Consider the following 16,672-nt stretch of genomic DNA (forward strand, 5'->3'; position numbering starts at 1 on the left):
CAATGTGGGTTGTGGTAGATGATCTGATATTTTGAGACTTAAGCTGTGCGAAAACGTGCCAACTCCTCACCAGTCTTCGCATCATGGGCGTGGACTGTACACACCAAACATGAATCAAACGATCGCGCCACATGACCAACTTCCACCGGATCGCTAGAATCGTAAATGGGTGTGCCAATTAAAGCTTCTTCAATGGGGCCGCGGATTCCTTCACCGTCACGAGGGCCAATATTCCAAGTACCAGGGGCAATAACTTGGTAATTCTTAATTTTACCGCCCTCTATTTCCACCCAGTGAGATAAGGAACCCCGCGCTGCTTCCGTTGCACCCCAACCGCGTCCATCTTTTTCTGTAGGTTTAATATACCAAGGATCGTTTAACTTGAATTCGCGCAAACAGTGTTCAGCTTGGCGATATAACTTGACAATTTCGTGAACTCGTGCTAGCTGACGCACATGAATACTAGGGCCACCCATCCGTTTGAAGACATCAAGGATGAAGGGGTCGTAGTGTTGCCAAGATTCGCCATGTTTACCGCCAGCTACTAATTGCCGCGCTAAGGGGCCAGTTTCCAAACGTCCGAAGTCTTTGTGAAGGACTGCACTCGACCAAGAGTAGGCGTTATCGAAGTCTTTGGTATTGATTGCAGTGGGTTTAGTGGTGCGATCGCTAGGGTGAATATCCTCTGTCCCTTCATCGTACCAAGAGTGAGTTGTATTCTCGCGGATAAATGACTGATCCATTAAAACGTGAGTGTCTGCGAAGCTATCATACACTCCACTTTTCATAATCATCGCCGCATTTCGTCCTTCAATAGTCGGCTTTTGGTATTTATCTTCATGGGCTAAATATCCCCAAGTGACATATTTACCAACACCAGCGCCATATCTATCTAGACCGATATCTAAACCCATCCGCCAATAAAAACCTAAATCGGAATCTCGATGATTGCGGTCTTCATCTAACCAATCTCTGAAGTCATCATAACTTTGGATTTGTTCGTAGCGTTCTAAAGAACAACCCAACCACACTGGTTCTAACCAATTGGTGCGAAAATATTCGAGAAGCGCCCAAGCACGGGTAATGTCTGTTAAAGTTGGGGCGCACATCACACCACCAGGAACCATGTAGCTAGAATGAGGCCATTGTCCGCCCAATAGTGCATAAATTTCTACAGGTTTAGCGGAAATTGTTATGCCTAGTTCATAAGATTTGCCAGTGAAGGCGGCAAAGCGTCTAACAGCTTCCTCATAATGGCGACTATTGCGGTATTTTTTATTGGTTAAGTCAATGGCAAACAAACCATAAAAATAGCGGGGGATGCTTTGAATTGTCTCGACAATTTGACCAAGATTTCTCGCTAAAATTGCATTGCGGGGAACTTCTGTTTCCCAAGCTGTATCCAATGCCCAAGATGCAGATGTCAGGTGAGAACCGCCGCAAATGCCGCAAATGCGAGGCGTGACAATTAATCCAGCTTGTGGGTCTTTACCACGCAGGATAACTTCAAATCCGCGAAATAATTCAGCGTGTGTCCAGGCGTTGACTACTCTTCCATGTTCAATATCAACTCGAACATCTAAATCGCCTTCAACTCTACCAACGGGCGAAATGTCTAATGATTGAATTGTCATTTGTTATTTGTCCTTTGTCATTTGTTATTTGTCATTTGTTGTTCAATAAAAGGTTGTTTGAAAAATGGTAACTGAGGTATCGAAAACTTTAGATCCTCCTAAATCCTCCTTAAAAAGGAGGACTTTGAGAAGGTTATTCCCCTAAAAAAGGGGGGCTAGGGGGGATCTCAATACAAGCGTAGACTTTTCAAACATTCTCTAATGACTAATGACTAAACAGTAAAAAAGTCTTCTTCTGCCCAAGGTGGTGCTGCGTCTTTGGCGACCATTGTGAGTAAGGCGTAGTCTTTTTTGTTCACCCCTGGCGGTAATTCTTTGGGAACTCCCATGACTGTTTGGGTTTTGAATACGGTTCCTGGTTTGAGGTCAAAGAAGGGAAATTCTGGTTCTGTGCAACCTAAACAAGGCATTCCGGCGCGGGTTTTAGATGAGACGCGGTTCCATAAGATGCGGTTGCAGGAAGAATGAGTCATGGGGCCACGACAACCCAAGTCGTAAAATAGACAGCCTTTGCGCTGACCAAATTCGGCAGTTGAAGCTTTGTAAGCAAAGTGGACGTTGCGAGTACAACCTGTTTGGGTATAGGTGTTGAAGAAGGTTTGGGGACGATTTAGTTCATCAAAAGCAATGTCTGCTATGCGTCCAGTAGCGATCGCAACTAATATCTGCGTAATCCAGTCGGGATGGGCAGGGCATCCAGGTATATTAATTACAGGTAATCCAGCTTGCGATACGAAATCTTTCCCTAAAAAGCCGCCTTCTTGACGTTTGAGAAATTGTAAACCTTCTGATTCGCTGGGGTTGGGTGACATGGCAGGAATTCCTCCCCAGGTTGCACAGTCTCCCACCGCGACGATAAATTTAGCAACTTTGGCGAGGTCTGCTAACCAATCTTTCATAGCGCGATCGGCAAACCGATTCCATTCGCCAGTACCGTTAGGGGCGTTAACAACACTGCCTTCAAATACCAAGATATCTAGGGGAATTGTGCCAGAAATACAATTCCGTAGCAGTGTTTGCAAATCGTTGCCTAGTTCCAGCCCCAAGGAAGGATGCCAAAGTACCTTAATACCAAAGTCAGCAATTAAATCGCAGACTGTCGGTTCTTCAGCATTGAGAAATGACATGGTGTTGCCTGAACAAGCACCACCTTGTAGCCATAGTACGTTAGTCATCGGCTAGGTGTTTTTGTATTGTTTCCCATGCATGATGTAGGTGATAATCCTTGCAAAGTCTCACCTGTTTATCAATATTTATTTTTCAATAGTAAGATATTTTTTTATCTAATTTCCTTTCATTAAAAAAGAATTAATCATTAACAATAAATGAAATGCTCTCAAGATTATTTTCAATAGCTCTGTCTGTTATATACAACACACATGACAAATCTAAAATAGTAAAAATAAACACTGCCTCTTGTTTTTAAATGTTGACATTAAATAAACTCAACATGCTTAACTTCTCTCAACATGCTTAACTTCTCACGGAGAAAACTATGTAATGATTAATGATTACTATCAACTGTTAATGCGTGTGAGGTGATGAGTATTTTAAGTAATCAGATTTTTATGTAATAAATGAGCCAAAAATAGGGGCACTAAACTTTGCGCCCCGTCAACTATATATCAGTTGTTTTAGGATTTTGGTTGTGCAGCTTGCCTAACAACTTGTTCGTCCAAACCCAACGCTTGAGCTATTTGCTCAATACTGAAAGCAAACGCTAATAAGTGCGGTATCACTTCTAACTTAACTTCTTGTTTACCTTCTTGTTTACCTTCTTCAAAAACATCTTGGAAAAATCTAGTTTGCCTCAAGTCATTTAATTCAAACATTTTTCCTATCTCCTCCTGGCTCAATCGCGGCAACTTGTAGATTAATATCGTCTCTATTAAACGCACTGTTAATCCTTCGCGCACCCTATTATTTTAGGATTTTGGTTGTGCAGCTTGCCTAACAACTTGTTCGTCCAAACCTAACGCTTGAGCTATCTGCTCAATACTTAAACCCAACCCTAATAATTGGGGTATCGTTTCTAACTTACCTTCTTGTATACCTTCTTGTCTACCTTCCTGTCTACCTTCTTGTTTCCCTTCTGCAAAAACATCTTGGTAAAATCTAGTTTGCTTTAATTCATTTAATCCAAACATTTTTCCTATCTCCTCCTGGCTCAATCGCGGTAACTTGTAGATTAATATCGTCTCTATCAATTGTATTATTTCCCTAATAGTAGTGACATCAGGAATTTGCTGTCGGGCACTGTTGACTATCTCTACAGCTTTTATTGTCGCAGTTGATTCGGGTTCGATGATGAGTTTAACTGTCTCTATACCAATTGATGATGCCTCAATGGAGCTTAATTCGTCGAGATAGACGCGAGTTACTCGTTGTGAGTTGAGTAATTCTGTATATCTTTCGGTATCTCCAGTATCAACGCTGCGGTTGGGGAAGATGACAACACCACGCCAATTGTTAGTTAATTCGGTTTTATCGAGATAGTTAAAAATTTCAGTAAATAAACGTGAGTAGAATTTTTTATCTGGCTGAAATTGCACTTCGGCAAAATAAATCGGTAAGTCTGGCGTATTTGGGAGGAAAACGCCATCGATTCTAAACGCCAATTGTTTGACTTCTACTGAAGAAAATTGGTAAGCACTAGCTAGTTGTGGTGGTTGATTAATCAGTTCAAAAAAAGTACTGGGGATACTCTGAAAGATTCGATAAAAGATACTGTCTGTTTTCAAAGGAGCTTGTTTTACAGTTGATGAAGATATTTTACACAACGACTAACCCGTGATGACTATTTTGAGTACAATAAATATATGTATGTCAACAATTCAATAAAAAATATTGAAATTGTATAAGACGATGATACAAAAAGTATTTAAAAAATATTAGGTGTTTAAAACTGACATTAATATTAGCAATTTCCCCCTAGAATTTTAGAAATAGGGTGTTTTATAGTATTGTATTGAGCATGGTATAGGACATTAGCTATAGGGGATTAAGTTTTTTCCCTAGTTTCTAGTCTTTAATCCTAGCTCAAATCAAAAAGGGGAATTCCGCCTAAAGGACTCGAAGCCTGCGTAAATCAGTATGGCCCGTGATGAAATGCGATCGCGTGTTTCGATCGTTCATGGGTGTTAACAGACTCAATTCCTAATTGGCTAGAGTACGGCAGAGTTATGGCCCCCAGCATTACAGATTCGGCGGTGAAAGCTGCGGTAGCAGCTGTTGCATCGGAGTCAGCCTCAGCAGAAGAAAAAATCCAAATGCTGATTGAGATCGCACAGGGTTTTCAAAAAAAGCCCAAAGCTGCCCAAGACTTGCGGAATGCAGTTGGTTTATATTACCGGGCCTATGAAATGTGTGGTGAGGAGTATCCCCTACTGAAAGCCAGGGCCAAAGTGGGCATGGCGGGGACGTTACAGGCAATACCGGATGCTGATTACCAACTGTTGATGCAAGCGAAAGCAGGTTATGAAGAAGCACTGCCAATTTTACAAGAATTAGCTTCACTAGAAGAAGTAGCAGAGACGCAGATGAATTTTGGGCTGGTGTTGCAGTCGCTTGTGCCATTCAATCTGGCGCGGATAACTGACAGCATCCAGGCTTATCATGAGGCGTTGCGGGTGTTTACTTGGGAAGATTACCCTCAAGAATACGCGATTTTGTATAACAATATTGCGATCGCTTACCTTTCTATGCCACTAGCATCAGAACGGGAATACTTGCGTCAAGGTTTAGCTGTGCAATCATTTGAGGTAGCGCTAAAGCATATTAACTTGATCGATCATCCGAGAGAATATGCGATGTTGCAAAACAACTTAGGCAACGCTTTGCAATATTTAGTGAGTTCCCATCCTGTGGAGAATAACTTACGTGCGATCGCAGCTTATGACGAAGCGCTAAAAGTCCGTAATCTCCAAGATACACCTCTAGAGTACGCAAACACAATCTCAAACAAAGCCAACGCCTTATTCAACTTACCTGACGACTCAGAAAAGCCAGAACTTGGCAATCCTAAAAATCTTTCACAAGCACGTATTTACTATCAACAGGCTTTAGAAATATTTACCCAAAACCAACAAATGGGACAAGCACAGATAGTAGCCCAAGCCCTACAAGACATTGAAGCAGAAATAGGGAATAAGGAATAGGGCATTGGGAATTGGCTATTCTGCTTGTCCCTTGTCTCTTTCATCCCCCTCATCTTCTTTATCCCCCCACTTCCTTAACGATCAGGAAAAAACAGCATGAGAGATATTTTAACAAACCCTTCTCTGAGAGATTTTCTCACAAGTTTAGCAGATGGTGACTTGAACATAGCAACAGGATTAGTGTGGATAGCCATAGCAACAGTCTTGTCTATGATCGGCGGTGCTATTGGTGGAATGCTGTTAGCTGGAAAAGATATCGGCTATCAGTTTTCAGCAATGCTTGGGGCATTATTTGCTCCGGCTGGTGTAATTCCTGCTATTCTCTTAGGATTTATAATCCTAAATTTACTAACAAAATATTAGGAGTCAATATGTTAGAAATTGGGTGGTTTTCTGCAAAGTTATTTTTCAAAGGAAAATTACTGCGCGATCCAATATATTTTGTTCAACGAACTGCTATTGCTACTACTATAGGTTCGTTCCTGCTAGTGTTGTTTGCCCAAATCGACATTCCCTTTTGTTTACCAATAACATTATCTAGTCTAGTGACAGGCTTGACTATGCCCTTTCTCCTCAAAGATTTCAAAATGAAGTAATTTGTCATTGGTCATTTATGAATAACCAATGCCCCATGCCCCATGTCCAATGACTAATGACTAATGACAAACCTTGAAGAATTAGTTAGGGAAATTAACCGCTTTGAGGCAATTATATCCGAGTGGGATGAAAGCCAACGGTGTGTAGCAGTTGGTCTAAAAAGGGCAATTGAAGCTTTGCATAAGGCAGCATTGACTAATTTAATTAAAAGCCTAAAGCAAGAATCAATGTCAGGTTTGCGTCATGCTGTGACTGATGAAGTAGTGTACGCAGTGCTGCTTTATCACGAACTAGTAAAACCACCAAAACCACCATTAGCACAGCGAATTCAAACAGCCCTTGAAGAAGTTCGCCCAGGTTTAAAAAGCCATAATGGAGATGTAGAACTAGTAGCAATTAAGCCCCCAGATACAGTAGAAGTCAAATTAATCGGCACTTGCAGTAGTTGTCCGGCTTCTACCTTGACTTTATCTCAGGGAGTAGAACAGGCAATAAAAAACCATTGTCCTGAAATTACTAAAGTTGTTGCAGTTAATAATAGCCCTGCTGTTAAGAACGCAAATTCTGGTTTAATCAGTCCATTCTCTTCAAAAATAACTTGTACTTGGATGAAAGTAGCGACCCTTGATGAAGTTCCTGAATTTAGTGTAGTTGCAGTACAACTTGCTGGTACTTCACTAATTTTACATCGTCAAGGCGTTACAGTTAAATGTTACCGTAATGCTTGTACCCATCTAGGATCTCCTTTAGAAAAGGGTAAAGTTGAAAATGGTATTATTACCTGTCCTGCCCACGGATTTCAGTACAAATTGGAGACAGGTAAATGCTTAACCGTGCCTGATGTTTCGCTTCAGTCTTATCCAGTCAAGGTTAAAGAAAATAAGGTTTTTGTAAAACTACAAAAATGATAATGCGAAGGTAAAATTTCAGCAAATCTACTTGGCGATTAGTCAACCACGGCTAATTTGCTTTTTTATTTCAGTAGTTCGCGCATTTATTTTAGTGTTTTGTGCAAGCAAAATGCCCGAATGCTTTCTCAATATCTCTGAATTCATTCTCATTTGTGTAATTCAGGTATTGATTTTAGTGTTTTGAGAAAGTAAAAAGGCATATTACTTTCTCAAAAGGTCATTTTATTTATTCAAACCCCAGTTTGCTTATTTATTTTGGTGTTTTCCGCAAGCAAAAGCAGCTTTGACTTATTCAAACCCCAGTTTGCTTACTCATTTTGGTGTTTTCCGCAAGCAAAAAGCTATTTGACTTACTCATTTTAGTGTTTTCCGCAAGCAAAATAAGCTTTTACTTTCTCAAATCCCAGTTTGCTTTCTCATTTCAGTAAATCGCGCACTCATGTCAAAGATTCGCTATGTAGCAAAACTTACTAAAAGGTTGTTTGAAAAGTATTTTGTTGTGACTTTAGGCACTTTTAGATCCCCCCTAACCCCCCTTAAAAAGAGGGGGAACCGGAATCAAAGTCCCCCTTTTTAAGAGGGATTTAGGGGGATCTAAAACTATTTAATACCGAGAATAGGACTTTTCAAACATCCTCTAAAGGCTATCTTGAGTTTTTTCAGCTTGATTAATACAGAAGTTGATTAGAGGTTTTAACTGAATTTGAAAAAAGCATAATTCAAAACCGTTACTATTGTTACATGCTAATCAGCATTAATGTTTTTAAATAATTATCAGCGTCTATCTGCGGTTCATGGATATCCCAATCATAATTAATCCCGTATCACAATTACCGCTAGAAGCAACAGAAATTTTTAAATATTTACCTCTATCACCTCAAGGTGCAGAGGTAATTTTAGGTAACATTCTCGAACCACAACAATTAGTCATACCTGTAGCACCTAGTCCCATAACAATGTTTGGGCCTCGTGGTGCTTGTTTATTATCAAAAACCGGCCCTTTATGGGTATCAGATACAGGACATCATCGATTATTAGGATGGAAAAAATTACCCACACGAGATAGTCAACCTGCTGATTGGGTAATTGGACAACCTGATTTTTATCATGAAGGACAAAATGCTAAAAGTACACCAGGAAGCGCAACCTTAAGTGTACCAACTGGGATTTGTGCTTGTGGTGAAGGGTTAGCTGTCGCAGATGCTTGGAATCATCGAGTGTTAATTTGGAAAAACTTACCAGAAGATAACAATGTTCCAGCAGATTTGGTGTTAGGACAAGCTAATTTTGTCGATAATGAACCAAATCGGGGAAGTCAAGAAGCATCTGCTAATACAATGCACTGGCCTTATGGTGTTTTCTATCATCAAGGACGGCTATTTATTGCCGATACTGGTAATCGCAGGGTATTAATTTGGCATCAGTTCCCAACAGAAAATGGTCAACCTGCTGATGTAGTTTTGGGACAACCAGATATGATATCTCGCAATGAAAACGGCGGTGCTTCTGCAACCGCAGCGAGTATGCGCTGGTGTCACGATATCACCCTTTGGGGAGAAAATTTAGTTGTCAGCGACGCAGGTAATCATCGAGTAATGATTTGGCAGGGAATACCAACAGAAAATAATACCCCTTGTGCAGTGGTTTTAGGACAAAAAAGCTTTGATTTTGTGGAAATGAATCAAGGAGTCTATTATCCTAGTGCTAGTAGTTTGAGTATGCCTTATGGTGTGAGCGTGGCTGGCGACTGGTTAGTAGTTGCAGATACAGCTAATTCCCGGTTGTTAGGATGGAGAAAGCCAGAATCAATTTTATCACTGCAAGGTGTAGTGGCAGATGGGTTAGCAGGACAAATAAATTTTCAAAGTAAAGGTGAAAATCGTAATTTTGGACTACCTAAGCGAGATAGCTTAAATTGGTGTTACGGGATAAAAATTTGTGACAATACAGCAGTGATAGCTGATTCTGGAAATAACCGAATATTGCTGTGGCAGTTTAACTATGCCGACTGAAGAAATTAGAGTTCGCGGTACTGTTCAGGGAGTAGGATTTCGCCCTACTGTATATCGTCTGGCGAAAGCCTGCGGCTTAAATGGAGATGTTTGTAATGATGGACAAGGTGTATTAATTCGGGTATCTGGTAGTGAGGAAGTAATAACCGAATTTGTTGCCAGATTGCAAGCAGAACTTCCACCATTGGCAAGAATTAATCAACTAACTAGAACTCCTTATGAAGGTGAATTGAAATTTGATAATTTCATGATTTCTAGTAGTGTCAATAATACCATTCAAACAGAAATTACTCCTGATGCAGCTACTTGTCCCCAGTGTCAACAAGAAATATTCGACCCCTTTAGCCGCTTTTATCGCTACCCCTTTACTAATTGCACTCATTGCGGCCCCCGCCTGAGTATTATTCGTGCCATTCCTTATGACAGATGTAATACCAGTATGTCTGCGTTTGCCATGTGTTCAGAATGTGCAAGAGAATACCATGATGTCGAAAACCGTCGTTTTCACGCCCAACCTGTAGCTTGTCATATTTGCGGCCCCGCAGCTTGGTTAGAACGCGCTGATGGGAAATCGGTTACTGCTTCCATGTTTTCGATGTTGGATGATGTCGATGCTGTTTGTAGCTTGTTGCAAAAAGGTGAGATTGTGGCAATTAAGGGGTTAGGTGGGATTCATCTAGCTTGCGATGCAACACAAGAAACCGTTGTACAAAAATTGCGTCAGCGGAAAAAGCGCTATCATAAACCCTTTGCTTTAATGGCGCGGGATATTGAGATAATTGAACAATATTGTATTGTCAACACCAAAGAAAAAGAATTATTAACCAGTTCTGCGGCAGCAATTGTTTTATTACAAGCTTCAGATAAAAAACAATTAGCATCGTCAGTTGCATTAGGGCAAAATACCCTTGGCTTCATGCTTCCTTATACGCCCCTGCATCATTTAATTCTGCGGCGGATGAATCGCCCAATTGTTTTAACAAGTGGTAATCTTGCTGATGAACCACAATGTATTGATAATGAAGAGGCAAGAGAAAAATTAGGAACAATTGCTGATTATTTTCTCTTTCACAATCGAGAGATTATTAATCGGGTAGATGATTCGGTTGTGCGTGTTATTGGTGATAAAGTTCAAACAATTCGCCGTGCCAGAGGATATGCACCAGCATCAATTAGTTTACCATTGGGATTTCACAAAGTACCGCCAATTTTAGCAATGGGCAGTGAGTTAAAAAATACCTTTTGCTTATTGCGTGAAGGAGAAGCGATTCTCTCTCAACATCTGGGAGATTTAGAAAATGCTGCCGCTTTCAACGCTTACCAAGAAAATTTAAATTTATACTTAAATTTATTTGAGTATCAACCAGAAGTAATTGCCATTGATAAACATCCTGAATATCTTTCAAGTAAACTTGGTAAAGAACTTGCAGACACAAATCAAATCAAAATTTATCCAATTCAACATCATCACGCCCATATCGCTGCTTGCATGGCAGAAAATGGGATTCCTTTAGCTGCACCTCCAATATTAGGTATTGCTTTAGATGGTTTAGGTTACGGCAATGATGGTAAACTCTGGGGTGGAGAATTTCTTTTAGCAGATTACCGGAAATTTAAACGACTAGCAACATTTAAACCAGTAGCAATGATTGGTGGTGAACAAGCTATTTATCAGCCTTGGCGTAATACTTATGCCCAATTAGTAGCTGCTAACCTTTGGGATGATTGTGAACAAAAGTATACTGACTTAGAAATCGTAAAATTTCTGAAAAACCAGCCACTCCAACTACTAAATCAACTTATAGAGAAAAGAATTAACTCTCCTCCAGCTTCATCAGTGGGGCGATTGTTCGATGCAGTGGCGGCGGCTATCGGTATTTATAGAGATGAATGTAGCTATGAAGGACAAGCTGCGATCGCAATGGAAGCTATAGTAGATGTTAGCAGCTTAAATAATGATAAAGAAACGCTAATATATCCTTTTAGTTTTAGCATTTCAGATAGTATTTACTGTATAGACCCGCGTCCAATGTGGCAAGCCTTGCTTGATGACTTACAGCAGCAAATCCCACAATCTGTTATAGCTGCCAAATTCCACAAAGGTTTAGCGAATACGATTGTGCAAATGGTTAAGCATCTGTCTCAAGAAAATCTGATTTATCAGGTAGCCTTAACAGGAGGAGTATTTCAAAATTGTATATTGTTAGAGCAAGTTACCAAAAAATTACAAACATTGGGAATAAAAGTACTTACTCACAGTTTAGTTCCAGCTAACGACGGCGGCTTATCTTTAGGACAAGCAGTTATTGCAGCCGCACAATTAATAGATGAGTGTTAATATTTAACAAAATTTCTTTCAACAATAATTCTCTCTGCGTTCTCTGTGGTTCATTTATCTTAAAAAATAAAAAAATGTGCTTAGGAATCCCCGGACAAATTATAGAAATAACCAACGTTGACCACAAATTAGCCATAGTTAACATTGGTGGTGTTAAGCGCGAAGTAAATATTGCTTGTATCGTAGATGAACAACATCCCCCCGAAGCTTGTATTGGGGATTGGGTATTAGTACATGTTGGCTTTGCCATGAATCGAATTAACGAACAAGAAGCAGCAGAGACATTACAACTATTCCAAGAATTAGCAGCAGCACAAGCAGGGATTGGTACTTAATTAATACTTAACTAAGCCATATTGACATAAAACCTATTATTTCCCAATCCTTATGAAATATGTTGACGAATTCCGCGAACCGGAAAAAGCAGAAGCCTTATGCCGCGAAATCGCCAAATTATGCAATCGGCTAGAAAAACCTATCAAAATCATGGAAGTATGTGGCGGACATACACACTCCATTTTTAAATATGGTATCGAAGAAATTTTACCCCAAGCCATTGAATTAATTCATGGGCCTGGTTGTCCAGTATGCGTTATGCCAAAAGGGAGATTAGATGATGCGATCGCAATCTCTCAAAATCATAACGTTATTTTTGCCACCTTTGGCGACGCCATGCGAGTTCCCGGTTCCAAAACCACTTTACTGCAAGCTAGGGCACAAGGCGCAGACATCCGTATGGTGTACTCTCCCCTAGATAGCCTGCAAATTGCCAGAGATAACCCCGACAAAGAAGTAGTATTCTTCGCATTAGGCTTTGAAACCACAGCCCCCAGCACCGCCTTCACTATTCTGCAAGCAGCAGCCGAAAAAATTCCTAACTTTAGTATGTTTTCCAATCACGTCCTTGTGATTCCCGCCCTCAAAGCACTATTAGATAATCCCGACTTACAACTAGATGGATTTGTTGGCCCTGGCCATGTCAGCATGGTGATTGGCAGCGACCCATACCAATTTATTTCCCAACAATATAATAAGCCAATAGTCGTATCAGGATTTGAACCCTTAGATATTCTCCAATCAATTTGGATGCTATTGCAACAGCTAATAGAAAATCGTTGTGAAGTCGAAAACCAATATAACCGAATTGTTCAAAAATCTGGGAATACAGTAGCACTGCAAGCGATAAATAAAGTTTTTGCTGTCCGAGATAGTTTTGATTGGCGCGGCTTAGGTGACATTCCCTATTCAGGATTACAAATCAAACCTGAATATGCTCAATTTGATGCCGAACTTAAATTTACCATTCCTAATCTCAAAGTAGCCGACCATAAAGCTTGTAAATGTGGAGAAATTCTCAAAGGAGTCTTAAAACCTTGGGAATGTAAAGTATTCGGTACAGCTTGCACACCAGAAACACCAATCGGTACTTGTATGGTATCTTCCGAAGGTGCTTGTGCAGCTTATTACAAATACGGGCGACTCTCCACCATTGCCAAAAGAACAATCACCCAAAAACCAAAAATAACTCAAGAACCCCTCCCCGCCTGCGGCTTCTCCTCAGAATAATACATCTCATAAATACTCAGCGTACCTCTGCGCTTCCCTCTGCGTCCCTTTGCGTTTAAAAAAATTTTAATATGAATATTTCCCCCACAAATCCAATCCAAAAAATAGAACAAACCCGCCGCCGCCAAAAGAAAGTACAAGATACTCACATAACTCTCGCACATGGCAGCGGTGGTAAAGCCATGCGCGATTTAATTGATGATATCTTTGTCAACAATTTTGATAATCCAATTCTCTCCCAACTAGAAGACCAAGCTAGCTTCAACCTAACCCCTCTCCTCCAACAAGGAGACAGACTCGCATTTACAACAGATTCATACGTTGTAGACCCGTTATTTTTCCCCGGTAGTGATATAGGAAAATTAGCCGTCAACGGTACAGTTAATGATTTAGCTGTCAGTGGTGCTAAACCTTTATATCTAACTTGCAGCGTAATTTTAGAAGAAGGATTACCAGTAGAAACCTTACGCCGTGTTGCAAACAGTATGAAAGCAGCCGCAGAAAAAGCTGGTATTCAAATTGTCACTGGTGACACAAAAGTTGTACATCGCGGTGCAGCCGATAAACTCTTTATTAATACTGCTGGTATTGGTATTATCCCACGAGGAGTTAACATTTCTGCCCACAATATTAAACCTGGAGATGCAGTAATAATTAATGGTGAAATAGGCAATCATGGAACAGCAATTTTAATTGCCCGTGGAGAATTAGCCTTAGATACTAATATTGAAAGTGATTGTCAGCCGTTGCATAGTTTAGTAGAAACTATTCTCCCTGTATGTCCACAAGTTCATGCTATGCGAGATGCAACACGCGGTGGTTTAGCTACAGTGCTAAATGAATTCGCCCTCAGTTCTAACGTGGGAATTCGTCTCTTTGAAGAATCTATCCCAGTGCGTGAAGAAGTCAACGGAGTTTGCGAAATTCTCGGTTTAGACCCATTGTATTTAGCAAATGAAGGTAAGTTAGTTGTGGTGGTTCCAAAAAAGAATGCTGAAAATGTTTTATCAGCTATGAAATCCCACCCAGCAGGGAAAGATGCTTGTATTATTGGCGAAGTTATTACCTCACCCCCAGGTATCGTTTTATTAAAAACAGCTTTTGGTGCTGAAAGGATTGTTGATATGTTAGTAGGCGACCAATTGCCACGAATTTGTTAATTTTTAATAGATTTTATAATATGCACGAATTTGGAATTACTCAGAATATTGTGGCAATTGTGACTGAACACGCCAAAGGCGCAAAAGTGCAGCGAGTTTTATTAGAAATCGGCAAACTTTCAGCCATTATGCCCGATGCTATCCGATTTTGTTTTGATATTTGCACTCAAGGAACAGTTTTAGCAGGGGTAAAATTAGAAATTTTAGAAATCCCCGGTTTAGCAAAATGTCGTCAATGCGGTGCAGAAATTTATTTAGAGAAACCGTTTGGAACCTGTAATTGCGGTAGCGTGGAATTAGATTTAATTACTGGTGAAGAACTGAAAATTAAAGAAATAGAAATAGAGGAATTATGTGTGTAACCTGCGGTTGTTCTGATGATGGCGAAACTAAAATTATCAATTTAGAAACAGATGAATTTGAGCATCATCATACTCACACTTTATCAGATGGTACTGTTATCACTCACTTCCACAGTCATGATACTCATATAGAAGCGCCTCAAATTCATGCCAAAATACACAACACAACGATATCTTTAGAACAGGATATTTTAGCAAAAAATAACCTACTAGCTGCCCAAAATCGGGGATGGTTTAAAGGTCGAAATATTCTCGCTTTAAATTTAATGAGTTCTCCCGGTGCTGGAAAAACAACTCTTTTAACGCGAACTATCAATGATTTAAAACATCAATTATCTATTAGTGTCATTGAAGGCGACCAAGAAACTGCTAACGATGCCAAAAAAATTAAAGAAACAGGTTCTAAAGTCATCCAAATCAATACCGGAACAGGCTGTCATTTAGATGCCTCAATGATAGAAAGAGGTTTACAGCAACTGAATCCGCCACTAAATTCAGTTGTGATGATTGAAAATGTAGGAAATTTGGTTTGTCCAGCTTTATTTGATTTAGGAGAACAGGCAAAAGTTGTGATTCTCTCCGTTACAGAGGGAGAAGATAAGCCGATAAAATATCCGCATATATTCCGTGCTAGTAACATCATGATTCTCACGAAAATCGATTTGCTACCTTACCTGCAATTTGATGTTCAAAAGTGCATAGAATATGCTAAGGAAGTAAATCCCAAAATTCAGATTTTTCAGGTTTCTGCAACTACTGGTGCTGGCTTAGAGAATTGGTATGCGTGGCTAACTGCATCATTATAGTAAAAACTCTGCGTCCCTCTGCGCTTAAACTAAAACCTGTCAAATCAAGTCACTGACTTACGAAATCCCTGTGGGGGTTCATCAAAACTGGAAGTATTTTTTCTAATAAGATGATCGCTACATCTCTGTAATCTTGCTATCACGTTGAGAAATTTGGAGTAAAAAGCTGAAAAAATGCAAATATGAGAGAATTCTCTCGAATTGTATAATGAACTAGGATGCAGTTAAACATTTACCAAGCTTTTCTGGTTATTAGTGTTAGCACTTCTACTCTTTTAACTACTCCCGGATATGCTGCCAATCCTGAACACGTTAAGCAGCTGCTGAATACCAAAAAGTGTGTGAGCTGCGACTTATCAGGAGCTAACCTTCAGGGAGCTAACCTTTGGGGAGCTGACCTGGCAAAAGCCAACCTTCAGGGAGCTAACCTTCAGGGAGCTAACCTTCAGGGAGCTAACCTTTGGGGAGCTAACCTGACAAAAGCCAACCTTCAGGGAGCTAACCTTTGGGGAGCTAACCTGACAAAAGCCAACCTTCAGGGAGCTAACCTTTCGGGAGCTACTTTGTACCGAACAGAACTTGAGGGAGCTAGCCTTTCGGGAGCTACTTTGACGGAAGCCAAGCTTCAGGGAGCTAATTTGATGGAAGCCAACCTTCAGGGAGCTAACTTGTCGCAAGCTTTTTTGTACCAAGCTGTTTTGTACCAAGCAAACCTTCAGGGAGCTAACTTGTCACAAGCTGAATTGTCGCAAGCTGTTTTGTACCAAGCAAACCTTCAGGGAGCTAACCTTCAGGGAGCTAGATTGTCGCAAGCGAATCTATTAACAGCGAACCTATCAAAAGCGAACCTTCAGGGAGCTAACTTGTTGCAAGCCAACCTTCAAGGAGCCAACCTTCAAGGAGCCAATCTTCAAGGAGCCGATCTTCAAGGAACAAGGATGCCTGATGGGAAAATTCATCCTTGATTTTTGTGGTGGTTTTAGCCTTAACTGAACCGTATTGACTTATGGGGTTAGAACTGGCGGTGCGATTGGGGGTGGGTATTCGTTGCAAAGAGTGCGATAATCGCGCTACGCCAGTTTTAGTTTTTGGCCTTAACCCAAGCGTATTGTGGTATAAATCGCTAAGT

16 protein-coding genes are annotated in these 16,672 nt (G+C 40.4%); 12 read left to right on the plus strand and 4 right to left on the minus strand.

Annotated features, from left to right (window positions below):
• Positions 1 to 38: 38 nt before the first annotated feature.
• The 4 genes from RMX69_RS23230 to RMX69_RS23245 form a co-directional block, all read right to left on the minus strand.
• Entirely contained in the window at positions 39 to 1,634 is a 1,596-nt protein-coding gene (locus tag RMX69_RS23230; RefSeq protein WP_322638834.1) for a nickel-dependent hydrogenase large subunit, read from the minus strand.
• A gap of 212 nt (positions 1,635 to 1,846) precedes the next feature.
• The gene (locus tag RMX69_RS23235) at positions 1,847 to 2,809 is read right to left on the minus strand and encodes a hydrogenase small subunit (protein ID WP_322638835.1); all 963 of its coding nucleotides are present in this window, start codon (positions 2,807 to 2,809) and stop codon (positions 1,847 to 1,849) included.
• Positions 2,810 to 3,268: 459 nt separating this feature from the next.
• Positions 3,269 to 3,466, minus strand: coding sequence for a hypothetical protein (locus tag RMX69_RS23240; RefSeq protein ID WP_289794985.1), 198 nt, complete (start codon positions 3,464 to 3,466; stop codon positions 3,269 to 3,271).
• A 93-nt stretch (positions 3,467 to 3,559) separates the two neighbouring features.
• On the minus strand, positions 3,560 to 4,375 hold the full coding sequence (locus tag RMX69_RS23245) for an Rpn family recombination-promoting nuclease/putative transposase (RefSeq protein WP_322638836.1): 816 nt from the start codon (positions 4,373 to 4,375) through the stop codon (positions 3,560 to 3,562).
• Positions 4,376 to 4,816: 441 nt separating this feature from the next.
• Between RMX69_RS23245 and RMX69_RS23250 the strand changes: the two genes are divergently transcribed.
• From RMX69_RS23250 to RMX69_RS23305, 12 genes are all read left to right on the plus strand, one after another.
• On the plus strand, positions 4,817 to 5,791 hold the full coding sequence (locus RMX69_RS23250; protein WP_322638853.1) for a hypothetical protein: 975 nt from the start codon (positions 4,817 to 4,819) through the stop codon (positions 5,789 to 5,791).
• Positions 5,792 to 5,887: 96 nt separating this feature from the next.
• Positions 5,888 to 6,154: a hypothetical protein gene (locus RMX69_RS23255; protein WP_289794987.1), complete on the plus strand. Its 267-nt coding sequence runs from the start codon at positions 5,888 to 5,890 to the stop codon at positions 6,152 to 6,154.
• An 8-nt stretch (positions 6,155 to 6,162) separates the two neighbouring features.
• A complete protein-coding gene (locus RMX69_RS23260; protein ID WP_289794988.1) occupies positions 6,163 to 6,387 on the plus strand; it encodes a hypothetical protein in 225 nt (74 codons plus the stop codon).
• Between the two features lie 63 nt (positions 6,388 to 6,450).
• On the plus strand, positions 6,451 to 7,296 hold the full coding sequence (locus RMX69_RS23265) for a NifU family protein (protein WP_322638837.1): 846 nt from the start codon (positions 6,451 to 6,453) through the stop codon (positions 7,294 to 7,296).
• 797 nt (positions 7,297 to 8,093) lie between these two features.
• Positions 8,094 to 9,311 carry a hypothetical protein gene (locus tag RMX69_RS23270; protein WP_322638838.1) on the plus strand — a complete coding sequence of 406 codons (1,218 nt, stop codon included), beginning with the start codon at positions 8,094 to 8,096 and terminating at the stop codon, positions 9,309 to 9,311.
• On the plus strand, positions 9,301 to 11,649 hold the full coding sequence (gene hypF, locus RMX69_RS23275) for a carbamoyltransferase HypF (protein ID WP_322638839.1): 2,349 nt from the start codon (positions 9,301 to 9,303) through the stop codon (positions 11,647 to 11,649). Before RMX69_RS23270 ends, hypF begins: the two co-directional genes overlap by 11 nt.
• A 74-nt stretch (positions 11,650 to 11,723) precedes the next feature.
• Entirely contained in the window at positions 11,724 to 11,984 is a 261-nt protein-coding gene (locus tag RMX69_RS23280) for a HypC/HybG/HupF family hydrogenase formation chaperone (RefSeq protein ID WP_289794992.1), read from the plus strand.
• 52 nt (positions 11,985 to 12,036) lie between these two features.
• Positions 12,037 to 13,215 (plus strand): hydrogenase formation protein HypD, encoded by a 1,179-nt coding sequence (hypD, locus tag RMX69_RS23285; protein ID WP_322638840.1) that lies wholly within the window; start codon positions 12,037 to 12,039, stop codon positions 13,213 to 13,215.
• 71 nt (positions 13,216 to 13,286) lie between these two features.
• Entirely contained in the window at positions 13,287 to 14,375 is a 1,089-nt protein-coding gene (hypE, locus tag RMX69_RS23290) for a hydrogenase expression/formation protein HypE (protein ID WP_322638841.1), read from the plus strand.
• 20 nt (positions 14,376 to 14,395) lie between these two features.
• Entirely contained in the window at positions 14,396 to 14,737 is a 342-nt protein-coding gene (hypA, locus tag RMX69_RS23295) for a hydrogenase maturation nickel metallochaperone HypA (protein ID WP_322638842.1), read from the plus strand.
• The gene (gene hypB, locus RMX69_RS23300; RefSeq protein WP_322638843.1) at positions 14,728 to 15,543 is read left to right on the plus strand and encodes a hydrogenase nickel incorporation protein HypB; all 816 of its coding nucleotides are present in this window, start codon (positions 14,728 to 14,730) and stop codon (positions 15,541 to 15,543) included. The genes hypA and hypB overlap by 10 nt, the downstream gene beginning before the upstream one ends.
• A 218-nt stretch (positions 15,544 to 15,761) precedes the next feature.
• Positions 15,762 to 16,508: a pentapeptide repeat-containing protein gene (locus RMX69_RS23305; protein ID WP_322638844.1), complete on the plus strand. Its 747-nt coding sequence runs from the start codon at positions 15,762 to 15,764 to the stop codon at positions 16,506 to 16,508.
• Positions 16,509 to 16,672 lie beyond the last annotated feature (164 nt).

The organism is Nostoc sp. EspVER01, from assembly GCF_034530635.1.
Classification (GTDB): domain Bacteria; phylum Cyanobacteriota; class Cyanobacteriia; order Cyanobacteriales; family Nostocaceae; genus Nostoc.

Coding starts and splice junctions, on each gene's coding strand:
- RMX69_RS23230 (WP_322638834.1), bottom strand. CDS start 1,634: ATGACAATTCAATCATTAGACATTTCGCCCGTTGGTAGAGTTGAAGGC.
- RMX69_RS23235 (WP_322638835.1), bottom strand. CDS start 2,809: ATGACTAACGTACTATGGCTACAAGGTGGTGCTTGTTCAGGCAACACC.
- RMX69_RS23240 (WP_289794985.1), bottom strand. CDS start 3,466: ATGTTTGAATTAAATGACTTGAGGCAAACTAGATTTTTCCAAGATGTT.
- RMX69_RS23250 (WP_322638853.1), top strand. CDS start 4,817: ATGGCCCCCAGCATTACAGATTCGGCGGTGAAAGCTGCGGTAGCAGCT.
- RMX69_RS23255 (WP_289794987.1), top strand. CDS start 5,888: ATGAGAGATATTTTAACAAACCCTTCTCTGAGAGATTTTCTCACAAGT.
- RMX69_RS23260 (WP_289794988.1), top strand. CDS start 6,163: ATGTTAGAAATTGGGTGGTTTTCTGCAAAGTTATTTTTCAAAGGAAAA.
- RMX69_RS23265 (WP_322638837.1), top strand. CDS start 6,451: ATGACAAACCTTGAAGAATTAGTTAGGGAAATTAACCGCTTTGAGGCA.
- RMX69_RS23270 (WP_322638838.1), top strand. CDS start 8,094: ATGGATATCCCAATCATAATTAATCCCGTATCACAATTACCGCTAGAA.
- hypF (WP_322638839.1), top strand. CDS start 9,301: ATGCCGACTGAAGAAATTAGAGTTCGCGGTACTGTTCAGGGAGTAGGA.
- RMX69_RS23280 (WP_289794992.1), top strand. CDS start 11,724: ATGTGCTTAGGAATCCCCGGACAAATTATAGAAATAACCAACGTTGAC.
- hypD (WP_322638840.1), top strand. CDS start 12,037: ATGAAATATGTTGACGAATTCCGCGAACCGGAAAAAGCAGAAGCCTTA.
- hypE (WP_322638841.1), top strand. CDS start 13,287: ATGAATATTTCCCCCACAAATCCAATCCAAAAAATAGAACAAACCCGC.
- hypA (WP_322638842.1), top strand. CDS start 14,396: ATGCACGAATTTGGAATTACTCAGAATATTGTGGCAATTGTGACTGAA.
- hypB (WP_322638843.1), top strand. CDS start 14,728: ATGTGTGTAACCTGCGGTTGTTCTGATGATGGCGAAACTAAAATTATC.
- RMX69_RS23305 (WP_322638844.1), top strand. CDS start 15,762: ATGCAGTTAAACATTTACCAAGCTTTTCTGGTTATTAGTGTTAGCACT.